The sequence below is a fragment of the Acinetobacter sp. YH12058 genome, assembly GCF_013419805.1.
In the GTDB taxonomy this organism is placed as follows: domain Bacteria; phylum Pseudomonadota; class Gammaproteobacteria; order Pseudomonadales; family Moraxellaceae; genus Acinetobacter; species Acinetobacter towneri.
Genome location: NZ_VOZL01000009.1, coordinates 84,683 through 105,305 on the forward strand (window position 1 = coordinate 84,683; position 20,623 = coordinate 105,305).

The window sequence follows — 20,623 nt, forward strand, 5'->3', positions numbered from 1 at the left end:
AAAATAACAACTAAAAAATAGCCTGCAAAAGGCAGTAAGAGAGGCAATAATGAAACGTGTAATTGCTTGTATTGATTCTTCGCCTTGTATTAATGCGCTTGCTGAAGCTGCTGCGTGGATTGCAACACAAACTCAACGTGAATTGGTGTTATTACAAGTTTTGGATTATTACCCCGCCAGTTATCATTTGGGGGAAATTAGTGGCGTGATTGGTTTTGAAAGTAATGCGATGTTACTCAAAGAATTAGCTGAGTTGGAACAAAAACAAAGTGAATTAGCACTCGACTATAGCAACAATTTATTGCAGCACATTTCCAATATGATTCAGGAAAAATATGAAATTGTACCTACTCAAATTCAAGAAAAAGGCGATTTTCTAGAACAAAGCTTCAGTGTGTTGAATGAAGACGATATTGTGGTGATTGGACGCGTGGGCGAAAAATCTGCTGAACGCAATAAGGCTTTAGGGAGTAATGTCGAAAACTTTATTCGTGGTGCAAATTGTACCGTGATGACTGTGGGAGAGCATTTTAAAGCACCAACCCGCTTTATTTTTGCTTATGAATATTCCCCAACTTGCATCAAAATGATGAAGCGAATTGCACAAAGTGATTTGCTTAAATTACTGCAATGTCATTTGCTTTATGTGGGCGATCATCCTGAAGTTTTAAATGAACCTGCAGATTTTTTAACAGCAGCGGGTTTAGATGTGGTGGTTGAATATCGTTATGGTGATGTAGCTGAAAATATTTTAGATTATCAACGTGAACATGGTATCCAGTTGATTGTACTAGGGGCATTTAGCCACAGTAAAATTCATCAATTTTTCTTGGGAAGCATTACCACCAATATTTTCCGTAACTCAACTGTTCCTTTGTTGGTGGCAAAGTAAAAATCGTAAATGATTCAAAAAAGATCATTTCAAAAGATTGTTTAGTTGAACTGATGTAAATGCTTGCTGACTGTCCATGGTTATCCGCATAATTTGTGGATAACTGTATGGACAGTATATGTAACATTATAATATATAATGTAAAATTGCTTTAGGTTGTTTTTTAACCTTGTGTGGACTTTACTTTACAATCGCTAAAGCAAAGCCATCATGTCCTTTGCTGCCTACAGTTTGTAATGCTGTGCACGATAAAATTCGCGAATGATTTTGCATGGCTTTGAACATGTCACGAATCCCTTCAATGCTTGGTTTGTGATTGTCAGGATTTAAAATTTCCCCTGCACGAATTACATTGTCTAAAAAGATAATTGTACCTGAGCGTGAAAGTTTAAGACTCAGTTCCAAATATTCAGGATAGCTTTGTTTGTCGGCATCAATAAAAATAAAATCAAAAGCTTCAGTATCTTCTGGCAGAGCTTTTAGAATTTCTGCAGCACGACCAACTTTTAATTCAACCTTTTGTTTTAATTGAGCGCGGTCAATATTTTCCTGTCCCAAAGCTGCATGGGTATCACGTCCTTCAATCGTGAGTATATAACCATCTTCAGGCAGCGCACGTGCTAGCCACATTGTGCTATAAGCTGCGAATGTGCCCAATTCCAACACACGTTTGCATTGATTCATTTGAATGAGCATTTGTAGCAACATGCCCTGATTTGCCGCAACTGCAAGGTGATCTGGAAAACCTTTGGCATCGGTATTTTCTAAAGTTTGCGTCAAAACTGGGTCTTCGGGAATTAAATGTGATTCGATATAGTGATCGATATCCGTCCACATTTGTTGCATAGCGTGCTCACCTTTGTTGCGATGTGTGCATTGTAAACTTTTCTGCTCAGAGTGCAATTTATTCGCGGAATGGAGCAGGTGATAATCTATTTCGCAATAAAAAAAGAGGTCAATTTGACCTCTTTAGGATTTAATTCTAAACAACACTGAATTAGAAATTACACATAGATGAATGGCGGCTTAAATCTGGCCCCCAAGTTCGATAACCTTGTGTATCAATATGAATTTGTCCTGAAGCGTATAAGCCTAAGCCCATGTTTAAACTTTGACCATATTGCTGCCAGAACTGACACAGTCTGTATTTGGTACTTTCAATATAGGCATAGTCTTCGGCATTCGGGAATTGTGGCCCAATTCTAAAATCAATGGCTGAGTTAAATAAGTGACGCGATGAGTTCGCACCACCTGCACATTGATTCAGTGGTAAATCTCGATAGACAGAAGTGACTTCAAAATCAGTTAAGACTTTAGAGGCGACCAAATATTTAAATACACGCAAGGTAGGCACCTGATTTTGCCACAATTCACGACTTGGAATCATAAATTGCGAACGTCCACAGCGTTGCCAGTCACGTGCGGTACGCATTAATTCAAAACTTGGAATAATATTGCCAACACCGTTGTGTTCCAAGAAGCGTTCATATTCACGAACTTGGCGTAAATTGTCACTCACTGCCACCCATGCATTATACGAATAAGGCACAATTTTAGGTGCTACCTGACGCTCATAGGTGATTTTTTCTTGAGGAATGAAAATTCGTTTTCCATCGGGCGTGGTGATCGTTGTTGTTCTGTTTGGGGTTGAGCTACAGGCAACCAAGATAACGGGAACAATGCTGAACGAAAACAGCGCCTTGAAAAATTTCTTCATTAGGCAAATCAGATATTTATTTAAAGTGTCCGTATTCTAATCGAAAATGCTGGTTAAAATTTGAAAATATTGCAATCAAATGTGTGTTTTAGGTATAAAAAAAGATCAGCACAGGACTGATCTTTTTCACAACAAGACGAACTTACTTTTCTAAGTATTGTAATTTGTCTGGTTTGCCATTCCATTCTTCACGATCAGCAGGTTGATCGCCAATTTGTGTAATGTTTGGCCAAGTCTGTGAAAGTTCAGCATTTAGCTCGATAAACACTTCCTGACCTTCTGGTAATTCATCTTCAGAGAAAATAGCGTTGGCAGGACACTCTGGTTCACATAATGCACAGTCGATACATTCGTCTGGATTAATGACAAGGAAGTTCGGACCCTCGTAGAAGCAGTCTACAGGACAAACTTCAACGCAGTCTTGATATTTACATTTAATACAGTTTTCAGTGACAACAAATGTCATGGCGACAGCTACCTAAAAATATGGTTCTAATTCAGAATAGTCTATTTTAGGCAAAAATCACTACAACTAACAATCGCTTTTACTGATATTTGATATAGACAGTGCTGCTAAATTTGATAAAAGGGGGATAAAACCATCACAAAAACTTATAAATGACAAAGACTCTCAATTGAGAGTCTTTGTTTAGCTCAAATATTTTAGAAATAACAGCGGCTAAGCGTTCAATTGTTCCTTTAAAGCATACAATTGTTCCAGCGCTTGTCGTGGCGTTAAATTATCGACATCTATACTGCGTAATAAATCTAAAGCAGGTGATGGTTTTTCTACCTCTATTACACGTTCAATCACTTCTGGTTCAGCTGAGCTTGTTGCTAGTGCAAATAGGTCATCTTGAACGGCTAAATTGACATTTTTGTGCTGCTGTTTTTCTAAAATTCTTAAACGGTTTTGCGCTTCTTTAATCACATTGGCTGGAATGCCTGCCAATTTTGCCACTTGCAAACCGTGACTTTGGCTTGCAGGACCTTGTTGAACTTTGTGCAAGAGAATCAGGTTGCCATTCATTTCTTTGGCGGTTACGTGGTAGTTATCCACCCCAGATTCTTTGCTTAATTCGGTCAATTCAAAATAATGCGTTGCAAATAGGCATAAACATTTGATGCGTTTGCTTAAATCCAACACACATGCCCATGCCAAAGATAAGCCATCGTAGGTACTGGTTCCGCGACCAACTTCATCCATCAGCACCAAAGACTGTGAGGTTGCATGGTGTAAAATTTGTGAAGTCTCAGTCATTTCGACCATAAAGGTCGATTTACCTGTCGATAAATCATCGGCAGAACCAATACGGGTAAACACGCGATCAATAGGACCTAATACGGCTGTTTGGGCAGGCACATAACTACCACAATAGCCAAGTAGGGCAATGAGTGCGGTTTGACGCATATACGTTGATTTACCGCCCATATTCGGGCCAGTAATAATTGCCAAACGATGATTGTAGTCGAGTAAAGTATCATTCGGTGTAAAGGCGGTTTTACTCAAGGCCTCAACAACAGGATGACGTCCTGCAGTAATTTTAATTCCAATTTCAGGGCTATATTCAGGGCGTGCCCAATTGCGTAAACGTGCTTGATGGGCAAAGTTTGCCAATAGATCAATTTGTGCAATCGCGCTGCTCATCATTTGTAATTGAGCAATGTCTTGGCGTAATTCATCCAATAGCATTTCAAATAGCATCTTTTCACGGGCTAAAGCACGGGACTCGCTAGACAGGACTTTATCTTCAAAACTTTTTAGCTCTGGGGTGATGTAGCGTTCTGCATTTTTTAAAGTTTGACGACGGATATAGTGTTCAGGTGCTTGCTCGGCTTGGGCGCGAGTGAGTTCAATGTAGTAACCACTGACACGGTTGTAGCCAATTTTTAACGTTGGGATACCGCTTTCTTGGCGCTCTTTGACTTCTAAATCAATCAGGAATTGCCCCGCATGATCACGGATTTTGCGTAGTTCATCGAGTTCACTGTCAAAACCCTCTGCAATGACATTGCCATCACGCAATAGTACAGGTGGGTTTTCTACAATTGCCTGCATCAGCCGTTGATGCAGTCCATGAAAATCGCCCAGTTCTTCATTCAGGTTTTGAATGAGTGCGGATTGTTGTGCAGAAACAATGGGCTGTAAGGCATGACGCAAATAGGGAATTTGCGCACAGGCCTGACGTAGTTGTACCAAATCACGTGGGCGTGCGCTACCGAGTGCGACACGACTCAGCACACGTTCAATATCACTAATTTCTTTCAGTACCAAACGCACAGGCGACTCATGGTAACCTTGTATTAAGGCTTGAATTGCATCCAGTCTTGCATCTAACAATGCCGTGTCACGCAAAGGTTGCATCAAGGTACGACTCAGTAAACGGCTACCCATGGCAGTTTGGCAATCGTTAATCAGTTGGAATAAAGAAGTGCCGTGTTCAAATAATGGTTCAACCAATTCCAAATTACGTCGGGTCACAGGATCAAGCGCAATAAAATCGCTGCTTTGTTCTAATTGAATACTGCGAATATGTGGTAAAGCCGTTTTTTGGGTTTCTTTGGCGTAGTGTATTAACGCTGCCGCTGCTGCTTTGGCTAAGGGCAAATGATCAATACCAAAACCTGAAAGTGACGATACAGCAAATTGATCACAAAGCGTTTTTTGTGCATTGTTCAGGTTGAAATCGACATTTGGGCGTTTGGTCACAGGGCAGTCAAGCTGCTTTTTAACCTGTTCAATAATATTCGGATCGACAATATCTTCATCGACCACAATTTCGCTTGGCATTAAACGAGAAAGTTCAATCGCGAGTTGTTCAGGCAAATAATCCATTTGCTGAACTTTAAAAATCCCTGCACTTAAATCCAGCAATGCGATACCAATTTGGTTTTGCTGTAAGCATAAAGAGACCAAGTTGGAAGATTGATGACTGTTGAGCAAGGCATCATCAGTGAGCGTGCCTGGGGTGATAATCCGTACTACTCCACGCTCTACAGGACCTTTGCCTGTCACCTCGCCAATTTGCTCACAAATTACCACGGTTTCGCCTTTTTTGACCAAGCGAGCGAGATAACCTTCAGCAGCATGATATGGCACGCCCGCCATTGGAATAGGTTTGCCACTAGTTTTACCACGGTGGGTGAGGGTAATGCCTAAAAGTTTGGCAGCTTTGTGTGCATCATCAAAAAATAATTCGTAGAAATCGCCCATGCGATAGAACATTAAAGAATGTGGATGTTCCATCTTCACCCGTAAGTATTGCTGCATCATAGGTGTAAGTGATGATAGATCAATACCTGAATTTTCTATGTTCATCTAATAAAAATACCTTTAAAAATAATAAGTTCTTCAATGATAATCATCTGCTTACATTCCTATTGCTGCTTAGGGGTAACAAGCAAGTCTTAAGGAATCCAATGAATAAGTATACCTTTTAGTATACCTTTTATTGGTGTATCTTATTTAAATCCTATCAGCATATGCATGCTGAAAAATCTGAGGGTGATTTTAGCAAAATTACCGAGTGCGAAAAGGTTAGAAGAACTATATGACTGTAAAAGATCCTACTTATACAAAAAAAGTAGCGTTAACTGCTCGAGCTATTGAAAAAATGAAACCTGAAACTTTCTTAGTAGATATTGGTGAAAATGAAGGGTTAAGAGTTAATAAGGGGAAAACAGGTCTGACTTCATTTTCTTATCGCTTCAGAAGTCCTATTGATAACTCGTTAAAGAAAGTAAAAATTGGTATTTACCCAGATATGTCATTGGCTGAAGCTAGATTAGAGCTTCAAAAGATGAAGATCAAACGCAGAGCAGGTATTTGCCCAAGTCAGGAGCTAAAAGATCAGAAGGAACAAAAAAAGATTGAGCAAGAAAAACGAGATGAAACAAATGCCCAATTTACAGTCAAAGAATTGATTGATTTATATTTAACTAATGTAATTGAAGACCGTTATGTTTTAGATAGTAAAACAGGCAGTAAGAAGTTGATTCCAGGAGCGAGAAAACGTAAAGGACAAGATGAAGCTAGAAGAACACTATACGGCGATGCGGTTAGAGTATTAGGGCATATAGCAGCTGATCAAGTGACGCGAAAAGATGTCGTAAATATGATTTCTAAAATTATTGAGCGTGGGGCAAATGTTCAAGCTGGGCGTGTACTAGCAGAATTAACGTTGGCTTATGACTACAGTATAGGATTGGAAAAATTTAAGGATGATTTTGCAAATCCGGCACTTTTGGCTAAATCGAGTTTAAAGCAAAGCAGGGTGAAGTTAACACACAAAAAGGGTAGCCGAGTATTATCAGATAAAGAAATTAAAAAAGTATTGGAATGGCTTCCAACATCAGGTTTCTCAGAAAAAGTTAGGCATATTCTTAGAATTACGTTATGGACTGGGTGCCGTACTGGGGAAGTTTGTGAGTTGAAATGGGCGGACATTGATTTTGAAAAAAATACGTGGCATTTAAAAGGAAGCAAGAATGGTACGGATAGGTATGTCCAACTTTCTAAACAATGCCTTGAATATATAAAAGCATTATCTCGTGAGTCGGACTTTCTTTTTGAATCAAGTATTAAAGGTAGGCCAATTACCCAGAAAATTCTTACAGTGTATAAATGGCAAATGCGACATCCTGAAAAACTTTCATACGCATTACAGCCTGAACAATTGTGGTTGTCCGAAATTGAGGATTGGAGTCCGCACGATTTAAGGCGGACTGTACGTACTGGTCTCTCTAGGTTAAGTTGTCCTGCAGAAATTGCAGAAGCTGTATTAGGGCATTCAAAAAAAGGAATACAAGGTACTTATAATTTGCATGCGTATGAAAAAGAATGTGCGGAATGGTTACAGAAGTGGGCCGACCATTTAGATGCTTTATAAAATAAAAGAGAGCCTCTTCCAGAGGCTCTTATTTTTATATGTTACAAAAATCTTTTGAAATATTGTTCAATAGAGTTTTCATTGGACAATCTTTCTTTAGTGAGTAAATTTTCGACCATACTAATATTATTTACCTTAATGGTTTTTGGTGCGCTTTGCCCTAAACTGATCAACTGAATCCAAAGCTGTTGATGTTCTTCATAGCATTTTACAAGATGACCAGACAGGGTTGTGATTTTATTAAGAGTAGGATCAAAAAACTGAATTTCATGATCAGACTTTAGAGATTTCATATTTGAGGGAGTTGATCCATTCTTGCCTATTAATTTCGTAGATTGCTTGGGTTTAGATGAATTGGCGAAGTTCATTAAAGTCATAAAGATAAAGCGAATACCATAAAAAAGCACGCTAATAAAGAAAAAGAATACTGCAATCCAAAAAATAGCTTTTAACACGATTGACCCCTCTAATAAATTGATAAATTTTGTTATGCTACTAAGATGAATAATAAATGAGATTTAAGAAAATGATATCTAATAAGTTTCCAGATGTGATTTTTGTCGCATCAAACGAAATGGTAGAAGAATTATTTAAGAAAAAATATCCTAAACTAGTAAAGGAATCTGAACCAAAAACAGATGGATTCTTTTCTAGATTTAATCAGAAATTGAATGAAAGAAGTAGTATGGCAGTAGGGTTGATAGGAGCAAGTATTCATAAAGCTACAAATAAAGAAAGCACTAAAGACGTTTTAACACATGCTGAAGAAATTTCAGCAGAGTTGATGAAATATACCAATAATACGACAGTGAAAAATACAAAGCCAGCTCTTGTTTATAGCGTTGAAGATAAAGCAAGTATTATTTTGAAAGGGATGAAACTTCCTACTGAAGTAACTTATGTATCTTTAGAAGATGCAAAAAAATTAAAAATTCCCAAAGAAGATAAGTTGACTGAAAATAGCTTTTTTATCAAGCATCCTCATATTAAAGACCTTTACATTAGACCAGAAAACTTCCAAATCGAATTAGCAAAAGCAAAAGAAAATGTATATATCCAATTAGCAATAGCTTTTGGTGCTAAAGAAATTCGTTTAGTGACTAATTCCCTTAATCATTCAAATAAAAAACTAAAATCAAATATTCCCTTACCTCAATACGGGCTACTAAGTGGCTTTGATGTGTCTTTTGATACCACTACAAATCAATATCGATCAACAGTAAGAGAATTTGATCCAACTGATCATGAGCCGTATATTCCAAGTGATTTACAGGAGTGGGTAGATCAAGATATGGAATTGCAAACTATGTGGGATGGTAGAAAAGATGGTAAACGGCAAAAGACACATACCATGAAATTACATTATTTTAATGATACGAATGGTAGTGTACAAGTCGCTGTATCTTTACTTAATATTTTGAAACAGGAATTTAATGCGAAAATGACGCAACAAAAATTTGAGGCAACAACAGTTTTACTTAAGATTGATTATCATTAATAATAGCTGATATTGCCTAATAAGACCCATCTTTGATGGGCCTTTTTTTATGCCACTTTTTCTACAGTTTGCCTGAGAGTGTTTGATATGGCGTAACTATTTTCTGGATATTCCGAGTTTTCATCTAGAGGGTAAAACTCATCGATGACATCAGCATCTTCTTCAGAATTAATCTCAAATACAGCATTGGCAAAACCTCGTCTGGCGATATAATCTACAGCCTCCTGATAAAATCCTGCCTGCTTGCTCTGCTCATCAATTTGCTTGGCTTGAGTAATGGCATCATTGAGACTAATCCCATCCCTTAAAGTTAGATCCACGTAATACACCGGCTGACGATAGCTTTGTGTGGTGCTTTTGCCTCTTAAAGTCAGTTGCAAAGGCAAGCAAGAGAGTAAACCTCCTGAAGCTGCGTGGTAATAACTCAGCCGTGCAGCCAAAGTCCGAATACTGTTAAATCCTGTGGTTCTAAAGATGAAGGTGCCAAACTCATCCGAGTCATCTAAATTCACATGCAAGCGTCCATAAGGCTTGCAGTTACCTCCTTGAGCCAACGGACATAAATCTGGTGATGGACAGGGATGTTGCTCTACACCTTGATTAGTTAAACGTTGGCAGGTTTCCCCATTACCGACACAAACTGGGCGCCCAGTCTGACGGTCAAATAGGCTGTATTCTGCACGTAGGTTTAAGTCAGGATCATTGAAGATCATTCTGACAGGGATTGAGCGTAGCTTTTGATTCGGCGTACTGGCTCGAAGCTGTTCATCTAATGGATGTTTGACCCATCCCTCTTTGCTTTGGATCTGGGAAGTAATGGTGAACTGATCATCTTTTTCCGGTAGGCGTTTGCCATTCTTTTCTACTACCCGACCAATACTGATACGCCCTAGAGCTGGTGGTGTAATCGCTAAACCTTTAATCATTTTATTTTCCTCAATTTGATTTTGTACAGATCATCTAGCTTTATGTAGATCACCTGATTCAAGAAATATGTATATAGCTCGATACAAAAGCCGCCACCGTTTACCCTCTATTCCTAGCGAATGGAGGGCGGGGAGCGGTTTTTGTGCATCGCTATTTAAATGGGCTGAAACAGGCTAATCGGTATAGATGTTGAATCGACGACCGCCTTGCTTCTGAAGTGGATAAAGCTCAATGAGTTCAGGCTGATGCTGAAGCAATGCCTTGGTATTCAGACTGATGGAGTCCTTGGCTTTCTTCCAGACCACCGAGCCATGAGCAAAGGTGGCTCGTTCAGCATCTTTCATCAGCATTTGGATGTGATGCTTCAACTGGTCAAAGCGTTCCTGCTTATGCTGAATCTCTTCCTTCATTTTGATGAGCTGATCGAACATCAAATTGGCATTTTCATTTTGCGAGAAATCTTCAACAGTCAAGGGTACATGCGCTGGATAGAGTTGCTGAATCGCTTTGGCTGCGGATTCACTGGCATCGACTGATGGCGGAGTATTCGTTTCCACACATTCCCAGAAATAACGCTCTGCCTGAATGATGTGTTGAATCACTGATTCAGACCGTGTCACTTTGAAGATTTTGGTTTCATGCCCACAGATCAGAACACAGACATGTGCAGCCTGTTTGCCTGTTACCGCTAGTTGGTGTTGCACCTGACACAGCACGTATAAAGGCACACCATCTCGCCACAATTTTGCTCCATGCTCACCTGCGGTTTTGCATTCCAGGATCTGAACGTCCTCACTACCCACGACCGCATAGTCCAGATTTGCCAACATAAACGATTTATCCGGATCGGGATGCTGAAGCACGGCATTGACTCGTCTCACTTTATTATTGGTATGCAGGCTGTAGTATTCCGCTACCAGTGGCTCTAGCTGTTTACCCCAATACAACGGTGCAACGCCTGAGCTGTCATCATCAACGTTCTGCTGAGTTCGACCAGTTTTAATCATCCACAGTTCCAGCATCGACATGTAGGGATTCAATCCACATGCGGTTGCGGCATCACTACTGCCAATGCCTTGCTTACGCACTTCTAGCCATTCTTGGTAATCCATGTTTTTGGTATTGGCTAAACGTTTGGCTGTCGCTGTTCGTTTAGCTACGGTATTTGATTCATTCATCTCATTCGAAATCGGGAAATGAGGGAGTTGAGAGGTATTTATCGGTGCAATCTGATTCATACTTTGATCCTTATAAATGGTGAGGTCTGTAAAATTTTCGGCATAAAAAAAGCCACATCTGGAGATGTGGCAAAAGGGGGGTTCTCTGGAGAAGGATCATCTGCATGACCCTTGACCATTATTGTAATAGCACTGGCTTAAATGAAACTTAAACCACTAAGCGAAGCGCCTGTTCTAGTCCACGCTGCTTTAACGCAGCACCTGCACCAAACCAAGCAGAGTCCAGACGATGATCGGTACTCATGGCACGACGTTCATGGTCAGCAAACTCTGTAATACTGCACAGTAGACCATAAGCAGTATCTTTGGCTGAGCTGAGTTCTGCACCTCGCCCCTGTCCATTAAACATGTTCATGACTTTAGTCATGGCACGTCCATTCGGTTCAGGCTTTTCTTTGGTTGGAGTTGGAGTAGCGATATTGCGATAGAATTGAATGATGTTCTCCTCCTGATCAGCAGCACTCATGTTGGTATTGTTAAACACCGCATCAAAATAAGCAGCCGCTTCGCCTTGGGTGACTTTACGCTGACTCAGCTGTTTCATTTCATACATGTGTTCATCCCATGCACGAACTGAGATGCCCAATTGTTGTTTGACCTTATCCGCATCAAACTTAGTGCTGTGTGGCACTTTGACTACACCTGCACTGCTGCTTTGTCCACGTAGGGCAATCGCTAAGGTGTTATTACACACCACACGGATATTGGTGAACTGTGCTGTGGTGGCCAACGTACCATCACAGGCGGTTGCCAATAAAATATAACCATTGCTGACATCCTTGCCCTTGAGTGCTGTGCTTTGTCCAGTACGTGCCAATGCCCAGAACTTCTTCCCACCTTTGAGTACACCTGCGGTTTCCAGCTCAAAGCCAGATTGCTCAGTCAGATCCCGGTAGAACTCCAGAATCTCTTTGGGCTGCACTTCCTGATAACGCTGACTGACCACAGACAAGGGAGCATGAGTATCGGAACGATACAGCACTCGCTGTTCTTCATACGGCATGATGATGCTTTGCCCACGTTCATTCTGTGCCATGTAACTGACATTCGAGGATTCGATGCGCCAATCCATACCTGCTTGCTGGGCCCAGATTTCAATCGGCTGATTTTGAGTGAGTTGATTACCTAAGCCATGCCAAGGGGTATCACCGACATAAGCCATTTGTTCAAGTTGATGTGCCATATTTATACCTATTATTGTTAATTGATTTGAAAAGTTAAATTGCAGTCATTACAGGTGTAAGACTTCTCGTTTTGTACGAAAGGAGATCCAGAATGCTTATGTAAATAATAATTAAGTACATAGCCTAAGCTGGCTCCTGTAATTTCTCCAATTACAGGAGGAATTCTGTAAGCTTTAGCTAATTCTTTGCCAATGAAGATAAGTGTTGGTTGTGACCAGATTTGGCTTGGGGCTTGGTTAGATCTTTTTGGAGCTAATCCAAGAAAAGTTATTTCTTTACTATGACAAGCAGGGCAAGTCGTCATATGGACACCTCTAAAATTAAAAAAGGTCTGCTGAGCAGACCTTATGGGTAATTATCATTTTTGTAATATGTATCTGAAATATATTGGAATTATTGGAAAGCCATTCTAATTTTGTTGAGGTCTAAATATTTGATTTTGAAATCTAGCAAATTTTTATCTAGGGCTTGTCGATTAAACTCTTTAATCAGTAAGTGGTCATTTGTTAAACAGGTTAATTGATTAATAGTTCTGGCATTCCTTTTTAAATCACATTTATAAGGTTGCATAAATTTAGATAACTTATCCGTTATGGATTTTTTTGAAAAATCGTTTTTAAGATTATTCCAAACTTCAGACTCAGAAGAACGTTCTAAAAGTTCTTTTAAATCAATAAGATGATCATCCAAACTATATTCAGGATTTATATTTTTACATCTGTAATACTTAATGCCAATCAATGAGTAAAGTTGGGAAAGGATCCTATCATTGTCGGATGAGGCATTTTCAATTGAGTCTAGGTCATTTAAGAATCTTCGAATAATATTTTCATTACGCAAAACATTTTTAAATGTATCCTCTGAATGCTCTGCGATATATCTATCAAGAAACATTCGATTCTCGAGATATTGAATTAAAAAGCTGACGAAGATGTCTGGGAGATTAGATGGTTCTTCATTAAGACGCAAATTCAAGCTTATATAATCATTACGGATTTCTTCATCATTAAAGACTTGAGATATATTTTTGACTTCTATAAATGATGTAGATGTATTGAGTGTATTTGGCACATGATATTTATACAAAAGGCTTTGTTTTAAATAAGAAATTTGTTCTATTCGCTGTTGACTTAACTGATTTTCGTCGTCGGTATTTTTTAAAAAATTAATATAATATTGAATATCAAAAGTGTCTCGAATCAAGCTATCAAGGTCATTATGACTAATAAGATCGCTTATAGAGTAAGTTGATGAAAAATAGTAATAATCAATTCCATAGGTATTCGCACACTCAAGAATATCTGTAAAAATATCAGACAAACTTTCTAAAAAAATAGTAAATTTTTGAAAGTTAATACCACTCATGGTTAGTTTTTCTTCAGAAGTATTTAAAAAGCTGGTCTGAAAATAGCCAAAGCAAACATCTATCAATTTCAGGTCAGAAATAACATTACTAATCAATTCACTACGTAATCCTTCTGCTTCCGGCTCAATACTAAAATGATTCGGTATCTCTAGAAATCTTTTTATTCTTTCAACTATCAATTCTTCTGAATGTAGGAGCTTTTCAAAGAGCAGTGGATATGTCAACTCAAATTGAAATTTAAGAATTTCTAAATTGGTGATTCGTCTAAGAGTTGGATGTGTCTTACTTTGTAATGATGAAAAACTAACGGTAGGCATAATATCAATATTTCTAGGATGGTTTGGGTACAGCTTGGAAAAATGAAAGTGCATTCTATTCCTAAGAGTTATCGAAGGAGCCTAGCATGAATTCAATTTCTGATTTCAAAATTGTAAGACGTAAAGAGCTTGAACAATTAAGTGGTCTTAGCCGGTCAACAATTTACGACAAAATGAATCCAAAATCATCTCGCTATGATAAGGACTTTCCTAAGCCAGTCAAACTAAGTTTGAATGCGGTGGGATGGTTTGAACAGGATATCCATCGCTGGTTAAAAACTAGGAGTTTAGCCCAGTACTAAATAGGATAACTTTCCAACGAGTTAACCATATAAATGCCCAGCTATCTAAGCGATTAAGCTCACCAATGCATTGTTCAGCCAATGAGCAGACTTTAGGTACTTAATAATATTAAGGGTTTATATATCTTCTATTAATTATACACATGAGCCTTCTAAGAAATAGGTATAGCCCACAAGCTATACCTTCAGGGAGAACTCATGTCTGGAAAAAGTAATGACTATGAGTAAAAATGACAAAATCATATCGCAATTTGAAACATCAGACACTGCTTCCTATCTTTTAGAACAAGCGGATAAGGACTACTCTAAACTTGAGACGTTAATTGATCTTATTGTTGACAATAAGATTTCTAGTGCTTTTCCTAAATTACAGACAGGGCGGTTTAAAAAAGCGGACCCTTTGGTTAGAAATCTGTTATCTCAATGTCCAGATCCCGATGATTTGACTGAATTAGCGATTAATAATGAATATACTCAAGTGTATATGCGAGCATATGAAGAAATATTAAAACCTATAAATTTTGAACCACGCTATTTTAAAAATTTTCAAGCAAATGATGTTCTCCCCATCGCGGGAGAACCTATTATCTTTGCAGATCTAGCAAATGCTTTTGTTTCTAAAATTTTTTCAGGCACCCTGGAAGATGAATTTATTCAGGCACAGAGCAATCGATTTGAAAGATTAAAACATCAAGAAGCGCGTGCTATTCAGTTGCTAAACAAGCTTAGAGTTAAATATTCAAAGTTACTAGTCTTGCGTCTTGATTTTGCAATTGCGAAAAAATGTAGAAATCTTTCTGAAGATTTGAATCTGATCAGAAAGATGTTTAAGAAATTTTTGAAATCAAGATTTTCAATAAATCAGCGACCTATTGGTTATATTTGGAAACTAGAATACGGCGTTAATAAAGGCTATCACTATCATACTATTTTTTTCTTAGATGGTAATAAACATCAAAAAGACGAGATTATAGCTGACCAGTTCGGCAAGAAATGGGAACAACTTACTGAGTATAAGGGAAGTTACTACAGCTGTAATGGTTCAAAAGAACGCTATAAACATTTAGCTATTGGAATGTTACATCATGATGATGAAAAAGCTCATAGTGCATTAGAGTCACTAGTTATCAAATATTTGACTAAAGATAAGCAACACGCGTTTATTCCCAGTGGTAGTAGGCTAAAAACATTTGGTACAAGTCAGATGCCAGCAAGTAAACGTAAATCAGGCCGCCCTCGTAGAGGGACATAAATCTACATATCACCGAAGTTATACCTGCTCATTCACCTGATGAGCAGGGCACTAAAAAAATACATATCAGAGCCTATATATGAATACATACGCAGCACTATCGCCACAGAGCAAAGTAATTCCCGTTCCTGTAAATTGTGTTTCACCACAACAAGCTTTGGTGCTTACAGAAGCACTCAAGCTATTTAAAAAAATCACCTCGCCATCTGCTCAAGTTTTAAGGGTAAATTCAAATAGTAACAATTGCTTAGGATATCTTTCCACTGACCTGTTGAATCATTTTATGTACGTAGGTCGGCATTACTTTGACTGCTTTGATTCACAGTTAGGTGAAGGGCATATTTTTGATCCACAAGTACAAAAAGTATTTCAATGTTTCAGAGAATGCTTTGGGCTAATTAGAAGTTTGCCCCTATCGGTTCAATGTCAAAAAGATGATCTGCATTTCAGAAGTATCATGCTGATTGAGCGGTGTTGGAATGAGTTACGTGGTAGGGCATTAGTTGACGAAAAAACGATGACTAAAGCAATTTTAAAAACTTATCAACAGGTAAAAGATCAACAAAACAGGGTTAATCGATTTGTTGCCAGACTTTTACGTGAGCATAAACAGATCCGCATTCATCAGGTAGATTTCAAGTTTGATGCCATTTACCGACGTACGAGTATTCCACTACAGCCTAAAGATGAGCAGCAGTTTGCAGTGGTTGTACGGAAGTTTATCAATATGCTGAAAAAAGAGAATTTAGATAATTTACATGGATTTGCCTATCAAATATCTAAAGATCTCAATGGACAGTATTGCGGTAGAGTATTTGCATTTACTGATGTGGGACACCCTTTGAAGCACCCTACTTTAGATAAACCTTTAAGGTTTAACCTTCTTAGTCAAGAACTATGGGTGGATCTGAAAATAGCTCTTATCTGTGAGCAAGCGTTTTTGGTTGAGCCAAATCAAGTGGTAGGCGCTTCTTGCAGCTATCAAGATTGGTCCAAGTATTTTAAGTCTATTATTGAACCTATGAAAATGCATCATTACTCTTCGAAAGCAATTAGACCTGACTATAAGCTTATGATTTTTTAATTGTTCATCAAAAGTACGATCACTAGAAAACTCCCATCTCTAGTATGGGAGTTTTATTTTTATGACTTTCTGTCCATAAGTTCAAGTAAAGCGACAAATAATGTCCTTTTCCACCTTTTTACTGCTGCATGTTTTAGAATTTTAGGTAAAATCATTTTATTAATGATTTACTTATTTGGACTTCTATAACAATGACCCAAGTACAACTGCAACAATTACAAAAACAACTTTGGAATATTGCCAATACTTTGCGTGGCACCATGGGCGCTGATGAATTCCGTGATTACATTCTGGGTTTTATTTTCTTTAAATATTTATCGGAAAAGTCGGTGAACTTTGCCAATGAATTGCTCGATGGCGAAGACCTCAGCTTTTTAGAGTTAGATGAAAATAATCCTGAGCATGTGCCATACATCGAAGAAATTAAAAAGAATGCCATTGCCGAAGTCGGTTATGCGCTCACACCAAAACAGCTATTCCATACCTTAGCCGAGCGTGGTCGTCAGGGCGAATTCATTTTGGATGATTTAACTGCGACCTTAAAATCAATTGAACAAAGCACTTTAGGCACCGACTCTGCCGATGACTTTGCCAACCTGTTTGAAGATTTGGATCTAAACTCGACCAAGCTTGGCAATAATGCCAGTGACCGTAATGCACTGGTGGCGAAAGTCCTCAGTCATTTAGATGATATTGATTTTGATATTAGTAATACCGAAGCCGATGTACTGGGTGATGCTTACGAATATCTGATTGGTGAGTTTGCCTCAGGTGCGGGCAAAAAAGCGGGTGAATTCTATACCCCGCAAACGGTATCGACTTTACTGGCCAAGATTGTCACCCAAGGCAAAGACCGTTTACGTTCAGTCTATGACCCGACTTGTGGTTCAGGTTCTTTGTTACTACGGGTAAAACGTGAAGTTAAAGATGTCGATATGATTTACGGTCAGGAAATGAACCGTACTACCTACAACTTGGCACGCATGAACATGATTCTGCATGATGTGCATTTTGCCAAGTTCGACATTAAGCAGGAAAATACTTTAACCCGTCCGCAGCATTTAGATAAAAAGTTTGATGCGGTGGTGGCGAATCCGCCATTCTCTGCAAAATGGTCTGCCGATCCGTTATTTTTACAAGATGAACGCTTTGCTGCGTATGGCAAACTGGCGCCAAGTTCTAAAGCCGATATGGCGTTTGTACAGCACATGCTGTATCAACTGGATGACAACGGCACCATGGCAGTGGTGTTACCGCATGGCGTCTTGTTCCGTGGTTCGAGTGAGGGCGTGATTCGTCAGTACCTGATTGAACAGATGAACGTGGTGGATGCGATTATTGGTCTACCCGCCAATATTTTCTATGGCACGTCTATTCCGACCTGTATTTTGGTGTTGAAGAAAAACCGTGAGCAAAGCGGCAATATTCTGTTTATTGATGCCAGCAATGATTTTGAAAAGCAGAAGAATCAAAACAAGTTATTGCCTGAGCATTTGGATAAGATTGTTGCGGCATTTGAAAAGCGTGAAAATATTGAAAAGTATGCGCATGTGGCGACCTTGCAGGAAGTGAAAGATAACGATTACAACCTGAATATTCCGCGTTATGTGGATACTTTTGAAGCGGAAGCCGAAATTGATTTAGATGCGATTGCCAAACAGCTTCAAGCTTTGGAACAAGACAGCCAAAAAACCGATGCCATCATTGCAGATTTTTGCAAAGAGCTTGGCATTGTTTCACCGTTTGCGGGGGTGAAGTAATGGCTACACCAAAGTTACGATTTAAAGAGTTTGGTGGGGATTGGGAACTCGATCTTTTAGGTAATCTCGTTCAGATCAAAAGTGGTTACTCACCAAGTAAATATGAACTGGATAAAAGTGGGGAAATGCCATTTTTAAAAGTCGAAGAACTAAACAATTGTGATAAATATCAAGAATATTCAAGATTTTATACTGAAAGAAATTCCGATGCGGTTCCTAGTAAAAGTGTCGTTTTTCCCAAAAGAGGAGCAGCTATCCTAAATAATAAAGTTCGTATACTGCGAGTAGATGCTTTATTAGATAGCAACCTTATGGCACTGATCCCACAACATAGTTTAGATGCCGAATATTTATATTATTTAATCAATAAAATCGAACTTTATAAGATCGCTGACACTTCAACTATTCCCCAAATCAACAATAAGCATATTGAACCATATAGTATCTATTCACCAAGCAAAGAAGAACAAACCAAAATCGCCTCTTTTCTATCGAACGTGGATGAAAAGATTAGCCAACTCAATCAAAAACATGAACTGCTGAGCCAATATAAACAAGGCATGATGCAAAAGCTGTTTAGCCAGCAGCTTCGTTTTAAAGCGGATGATGGTAGTGAATTTGGGGAGTGGGAGAGTATTTCTATTAAAAGTGCTGTAAGTTTTATTAAAGATGGTACACATGGTACACATCAAGATGATCCAACATCCCACTTATTTCTACTAAGTGCTAAGAATTTACAGAATGGCCATGTAGTTATTGATGAAAAAGATAGAAGAATTAATAAATTAGAGTTTGATTCAATTTATAAAAATTATGGTTTGAACACTGGAGATATTCTATTGTCAGTGGTTGGTACTATTGGTCGTGTTGCTATATTTAAAGAAGAGTATAAGAACTACGCTTTTCAACGAAGTGTCGCTTTCATGCGTTTCAAATCTGCCAAACCGGAATTTATTTTTCAGTTGTTTAATGCCGTGGATTTTCAGAATGAGCTATTAGTTAGACAGGTAGTTTCAGCCCAACCTGGAATTTATCTGGGTGATTTAAGTAAAATAGAAATTAAATTACCTTGCCAAGAAGAACAAACCAAAATCGCCAATTTCTTATCTGCCATTGACCAAAAAATTGAAGTCGTAGCACAGCAAATTGAACAAGCCAAACAGTGGAAAAAAGGCTTGTTGCAGCAGATGTTTGTGTAGAGGGATCTCATGTCTGAATGGTTATTTCCTGTTAATCCTGCAATTTATGATATAGATCGTGCTTATCATGATGCACATCAAATATGTTGGGCAAAATACGATTTTGAATTCCAAATTAATGACATTCTATTTTTGTATGTGACAGAGCCAATAGGAAAAATTCAATATCAATATCAAGTTGTTGGATTTGCAGGTCAATCTGATTTGCCAGAAAAAGATAGAGAATATTGGTTAGATCAAAAAGAATTAGAGGCATATAAAGGTGATTACTTTCTAATTCAACCAATTGAAAAAGTTGAGAAAGCATCACTGTCTAGACGATATTTAGCCGAACTAGGTCTAATCACACCAAAAGATACTTTGCAGTCGCATAAGACCACTAAATTTGTAAAAGGTAAATCTTTAGATAAGGTTGAAGCACATAAAAAATTGCTTAGTTATATTGCTGACCAGTTTAGTAATGTTGAAGAGACCAACTATCCTGATGAAGCAGGTGTGAATAGCCCCAAATTTTTTGAAGGCAAAAAACTAACTGTTACTGTAAATGGCTATGAGAGATGTCCCAAAGCGAGAGCTGAATGTATTGCCATTTATGGGACTCGTTGCTATGTCTGTGGCATGAGCTTTGAACATACCTATGGCTCATTTGCTAAAGATTTTATCCATGTACATCATATTGAGCCATTAAATACGATTGGTGAAGAGTATGAGGTTGATCCTAAAGAAGATCTAAGACCTGTCTGCCCAAATTGTCATGCAATGCTGCATAAAACCGAAAATGGTATTCCAATGACAATTGAGAGATTAAAACTTTTATATAGCGTTTCTTTGAGGAATCCGCTTAGACAAACATTTGAAGAATAAATAATTCGGTAATCCTCCCTAAAAATAATTGAGTTTAAAAGTAGAAAATCGAATAACCTTGATTTAAGGAGATTTTCTATGAAAACATCTAAGTATTCAGACAGCTTGATCATGAGTATCTTGAAGCAAGCTGA

Annotated in this window: 18 protein-coding genes and 2 pseudogenes; 10 read left to right on the forward strand and 10 right to left on the reverse strand. The window is 38.3% G+C overall.

Annotation, left to right across the window (positions count from 1 at the left end; translation table 11 throughout):
- Positions 1-49 precede the first annotated feature (49 nt).
- Positions 50-892 (forward strand): universal stress protein, encoded by an 843-nt coding sequence (locus FTU09_RS07510; RefSeq protein WP_154320670.1) that lies wholly within the window; start codon positions 50-52, stop codon positions 890-892.
- Positions 893-1,072: 180 nt separating this feature from the next.
- Here the strand turns inward: FTU09_RS07510 and FTU09_RS07515 are convergent, their stop codons facing one another.
- The 4 genes from FTU09_RS07515 to mutS form a co-directional block, all read right to left on the reverse strand.
- Positions 1,073-1,738: an O-methyltransferase gene (locus FTU09_RS07515; protein WP_136144534.1), complete on the reverse strand. Its 666-nt coding sequence runs from the start codon at positions 1,736-1,738 to the stop codon at positions 1,073-1,075.
- A 151-nt stretch (positions 1,739-1,889) separates the two neighbouring features.
- Positions 1,890-2,609 carry a D-Ala-D-Ala carboxypeptidase family metallohydrolase gene (locus tag FTU09_RS07520; RefSeq protein ID WP_004973092.1) on the reverse strand — a complete coding sequence of 240 codons (720 nt, stop codon included), beginning with the start codon at positions 2,607-2,609 and terminating at the stop codon, positions 1,890-1,892.
- Positions 2,610-2,751: 142 nt separating this feature from the next.
- The gene (gene fdxA / locus FTU09_RS07525) at positions 2,752-3,075 is read right to left on the reverse strand and encodes a ferredoxin FdxA (RefSeq protein ID WP_004973093.1); all 324 of its coding nucleotides are present in this window, start codon (positions 3,073-3,075) and stop codon (positions 2,752-2,754) included.
- A gap of 213 nt (positions 3,076-3,288) precedes the next feature.
- Positions 3,289-5,928 carry a DNA mismatch repair protein MutS gene (gene mutS / locus FTU09_RS07530; protein WP_180079923.1) on the reverse strand — a complete coding sequence of 880 codons (2,640 nt, stop codon included), beginning with the start codon at positions 5,926-5,928 and terminating at the stop codon, positions 3,289-3,291.
- A gap of 232 nt (positions 5,929-6,160) precedes the next feature.
- On the opposite strand from mutS, the gene FTU09_RS07535 reads away from it, so the two are divergent.
- On the forward strand, positions 6,161-7,498 hold the full coding sequence (locus FTU09_RS07535; RefSeq protein WP_104852155.1) for a site-specific integrase: 1,338 nt from the start codon (positions 6,161-6,163) through the stop codon (positions 7,496-7,498).
- A 41-nt stretch (positions 7,499-7,539) separates the two neighbouring features.
- Here the strand turns inward: FTU09_RS07535 and FTU09_RS07540 are convergent, their stop codons facing one another.
- Positions 7,540-7,953, reverse strand: coding sequence for a hypothetical protein (locus FTU09_RS07540; RefSeq protein WP_180079924.1), 414 nt, complete (start codon positions 7,951-7,953; stop codon positions 7,540-7,542).
- A gap of 56 nt (positions 7,954-8,009) precedes the next feature.
- Between FTU09_RS07540 and FTU09_RS07545 the strand changes: the two genes are divergently transcribed.
- Positions 8,010-8,996 (forward strand): hypothetical protein, encoded by a 987-nt coding sequence (locus FTU09_RS07545; protein WP_180079926.1) that lies wholly within the window; start codon positions 8,010-8,012, stop codon positions 8,994-8,996.
- Positions 8,997-9,043: 47 nt separating this feature from the next.
- Here the strand turns inward: FTU09_RS07545 and FTU09_RS07550 are convergent, their stop codons facing one another.
- The 5 genes from FTU09_RS07550 to FTU09_RS07570 form a co-directional block, all read right to left on the reverse strand.
- Positions 9,044-9,922 (reverse strand): hydrolase or metal-binding protein, encoded by an 879-nt coding sequence (locus FTU09_RS07550; protein WP_179988800.1) that lies wholly within the window; start codon positions 9,920-9,922, stop codon positions 9,044-9,046.
- A 174-nt stretch (positions 9,923-10,096) separates the two neighbouring features.
- A complete protein-coding gene (locus tag FTU09_RS07555) occupies positions 10,097-11,161 on the reverse strand; it encodes a YqaJ viral recombinase family protein (protein WP_180079928.1) in 1,065 nt (354 codons plus the stop codon).
- Between the two features lie 148 nt (positions 11,162-11,309).
- A complete protein-coding gene (locus tag FTU09_RS07560) occupies positions 11,310-12,344 on the reverse strand; it encodes a DUF932 domain-containing protein (RefSeq protein ID WP_180079930.1) in 1,035 nt (344 codons plus the stop codon).
- Positions 12,345-12,361: 17 nt separating this feature from the next.
- On the reverse strand, positions 12,362-12,649 hold the full coding sequence (locus tag FTU09_RS07565) for a hypothetical protein (protein ID WP_180079932.1): 288 nt from the start codon (positions 12,647-12,649) through the stop codon (positions 12,362-12,364).
- Positions 12,650-12,738: 89 nt separating this feature from the next.
- Positions 12,739-14,028 (reverse strand): hypothetical protein, encoded by a 1,290-nt coding sequence (locus tag FTU09_RS07570; protein WP_180079934.1) that lies wholly within the window; start codon positions 14,026-14,028, stop codon positions 12,739-12,741.
- 86 nt (positions 14,029-14,114) lie between these two features.
- On the opposite strand from FTU09_RS07570, the gene FTU09_RS07575 reads away from it, so the two are divergent.
- The 7 genes and pseudogenes from FTU09_RS07575 (at position 14,115) to FTU09_RS07600 (ending at position 20,489) form a co-directional block, all read left to right on the forward strand.
- Positions 14,115-14,330 (forward strand): AlpA family transcriptional regulator, encoded by a 216-nt coding sequence (locus FTU09_RS07575; RefSeq protein ID WP_180079936.1) that lies wholly within the window; start codon positions 14,115-14,117, stop codon positions 14,328-14,330.
- Between the two features lie 214 nt (positions 14,331-14,544).
- Positions 14,545-15,582: an inovirus-type Gp2 protein gene (locus tag FTU09_RS07580; protein ID WP_180079938.1), complete on the forward strand. Its 1,038-nt coding sequence runs from the start codon at positions 14,545-14,547 to the stop codon at positions 15,580-15,582.
- A gap of 79 nt (positions 15,583-15,661) precedes the next feature.
- Positions 15,662-16,666 carry a hypothetical protein gene (locus FTU09_RS07585; protein WP_180079939.1) on the forward strand — a complete coding sequence of 335 codons (1,005 nt, stop codon included), beginning with the start codon at positions 15,662-15,664 and terminating at the stop codon, positions 16,664-16,666.
- A gap of 191 nt (positions 16,667-16,857) precedes the next feature.
- Positions 16,858-18,426 carry a type I restriction-modification system subunit M gene (locus FTU09_RS07590; protein ID WP_180079941.1) on the forward strand — a complete coding sequence of 523 codons (1,569 nt, stop codon included), beginning with the start codon at positions 16,858-16,860 and terminating at the stop codon, positions 18,424-18,426.
- Positions 18,426-18,593 (forward strand): annotated as a pseudogene (locus tag FTU09_RS13945) (restriction endonuclease subunit S); the annotation flags it as partial. The gene FTU09_RS07590 and the pseudogene FTU09_RS13945, both read left to right, overlap by 1 nt.
- A gap of 396 nt (positions 18,594-18,989) precedes the next feature.
- Positions 18,990-19,625 (forward strand): annotated as a pseudogene (locus FTU09_RS13950) (restriction endonuclease subunit S); the annotation flags it as partial.
- A 9-nt stretch (positions 19,626-19,634) separates the two neighbouring features.
- Entirely contained in the window at positions 19,635-20,489 is an 855-nt protein-coding gene (locus FTU09_RS07600; RefSeq protein ID WP_166138773.1) for an HNH endonuclease, read from the forward strand.
- The last annotated feature ends 134 nt before the right edge of the window (positions 20,490-20,623 follow it).

Coding starts and splice junctions, on each gene's coding strand:
- FTU09_RS07510 (WP_154320670.1), top strand. CDS start 50: ATGAAACGTGTAATTGCTTGTATTGATTCTTCGCCTTGTATTAATGCG.
- FTU09_RS07515 (WP_136144534.1), bottom strand. CDS start 1,738: ATGCAACAAATGTGGACGGATATCGATCACTATATCGAATCACATTTA.
- FTU09_RS07520 (WP_004973092.1), bottom strand. CDS start 2,609: ATGAAGAAATTTTTCAAGGCGCTGTTTTCGTTCAGCATTGTTCCCGTT.
- fdxA (WP_004973093.1), bottom strand. CDS start 3,075: ATGACATTTGTTGTCACTGAAAACTGTATTAAATGTAAATATCAAGAC.
- mutS (WP_180079923.1), bottom strand. CDS start 5,928: ATGAACATAGAAAATTCAGGTATTGATCTATCATCACTTACACCTATG.
- FTU09_RS07535 (WP_104852155.1), top strand. CDS start 6,161: ATGACTGTAAAAGATCCTACTTATACAAAAAAAGTAGCGTTAACTGCT.
- FTU09_RS07545 (WP_180079926.1), top strand. CDS start 8,010: ATGAGATTTAAGAAAATGATATCTAATAAGTTTCCAGATGTGATTTTT.
- FTU09_RS07550 (WP_179988800.1), bottom strand. CDS start 9,922: ATGATTAAAGGTTTAGCGATTACACCACCAGCTCTAGGGCGTATCAGT.
- FTU09_RS07555 (WP_180079928.1), bottom strand. CDS start 11,161: ATGAATCAGATTGCACCGATAAATACCTCTCAACTCCCTCATTTCCCG.
- FTU09_RS07560 (WP_180079930.1), bottom strand. CDS start 12,344: ATGGCACATCAACTTGAACAAATGGCTTATGTCGGTGATACCCCTTGG.
- FTU09_RS07565 (WP_180079932.1), bottom strand. CDS start 12,649: ATGACGACTTGCCCTGCTTGTCATAGTAAAGAAATAACTTTTCTTGGA.
- FTU09_RS07570 (WP_180079934.1), bottom strand. CDS start 14,028: ATGCCTACCGTTAGTTTTTCATCATTACAAAGTAAGACACATCCAACT.
- FTU09_RS07575 (WP_180079936.1), top strand. CDS start 14,115: ATGAATTCAATTTCTGATTTCAAAATTGTAAGACGTAAAGAGCTTGAA.
- FTU09_RS07580 (WP_180079938.1), top strand. CDS start 14,545: ATGACTATGAGTAAAAATGACAAAATCATATCGCAATTTGAAACATCA.
- FTU09_RS07585 (WP_180079939.1), top strand. CDS start 15,662: ATGAATACATACGCAGCACTATCGCCACAGAGCAAAGTAATTCCCGTT.
- FTU09_RS07590 (WP_180079941.1), top strand. CDS start 16,858: ATGACCCAAGTACAACTGCAACAATTACAAAAACAACTTTGGAATATT.
- FTU09_RS07600 (WP_166138773.1), top strand. CDS start 19,635: ATGTCTGAATGGTTATTTCCTGTTAATCCTGCAATTTATGATATAGAT.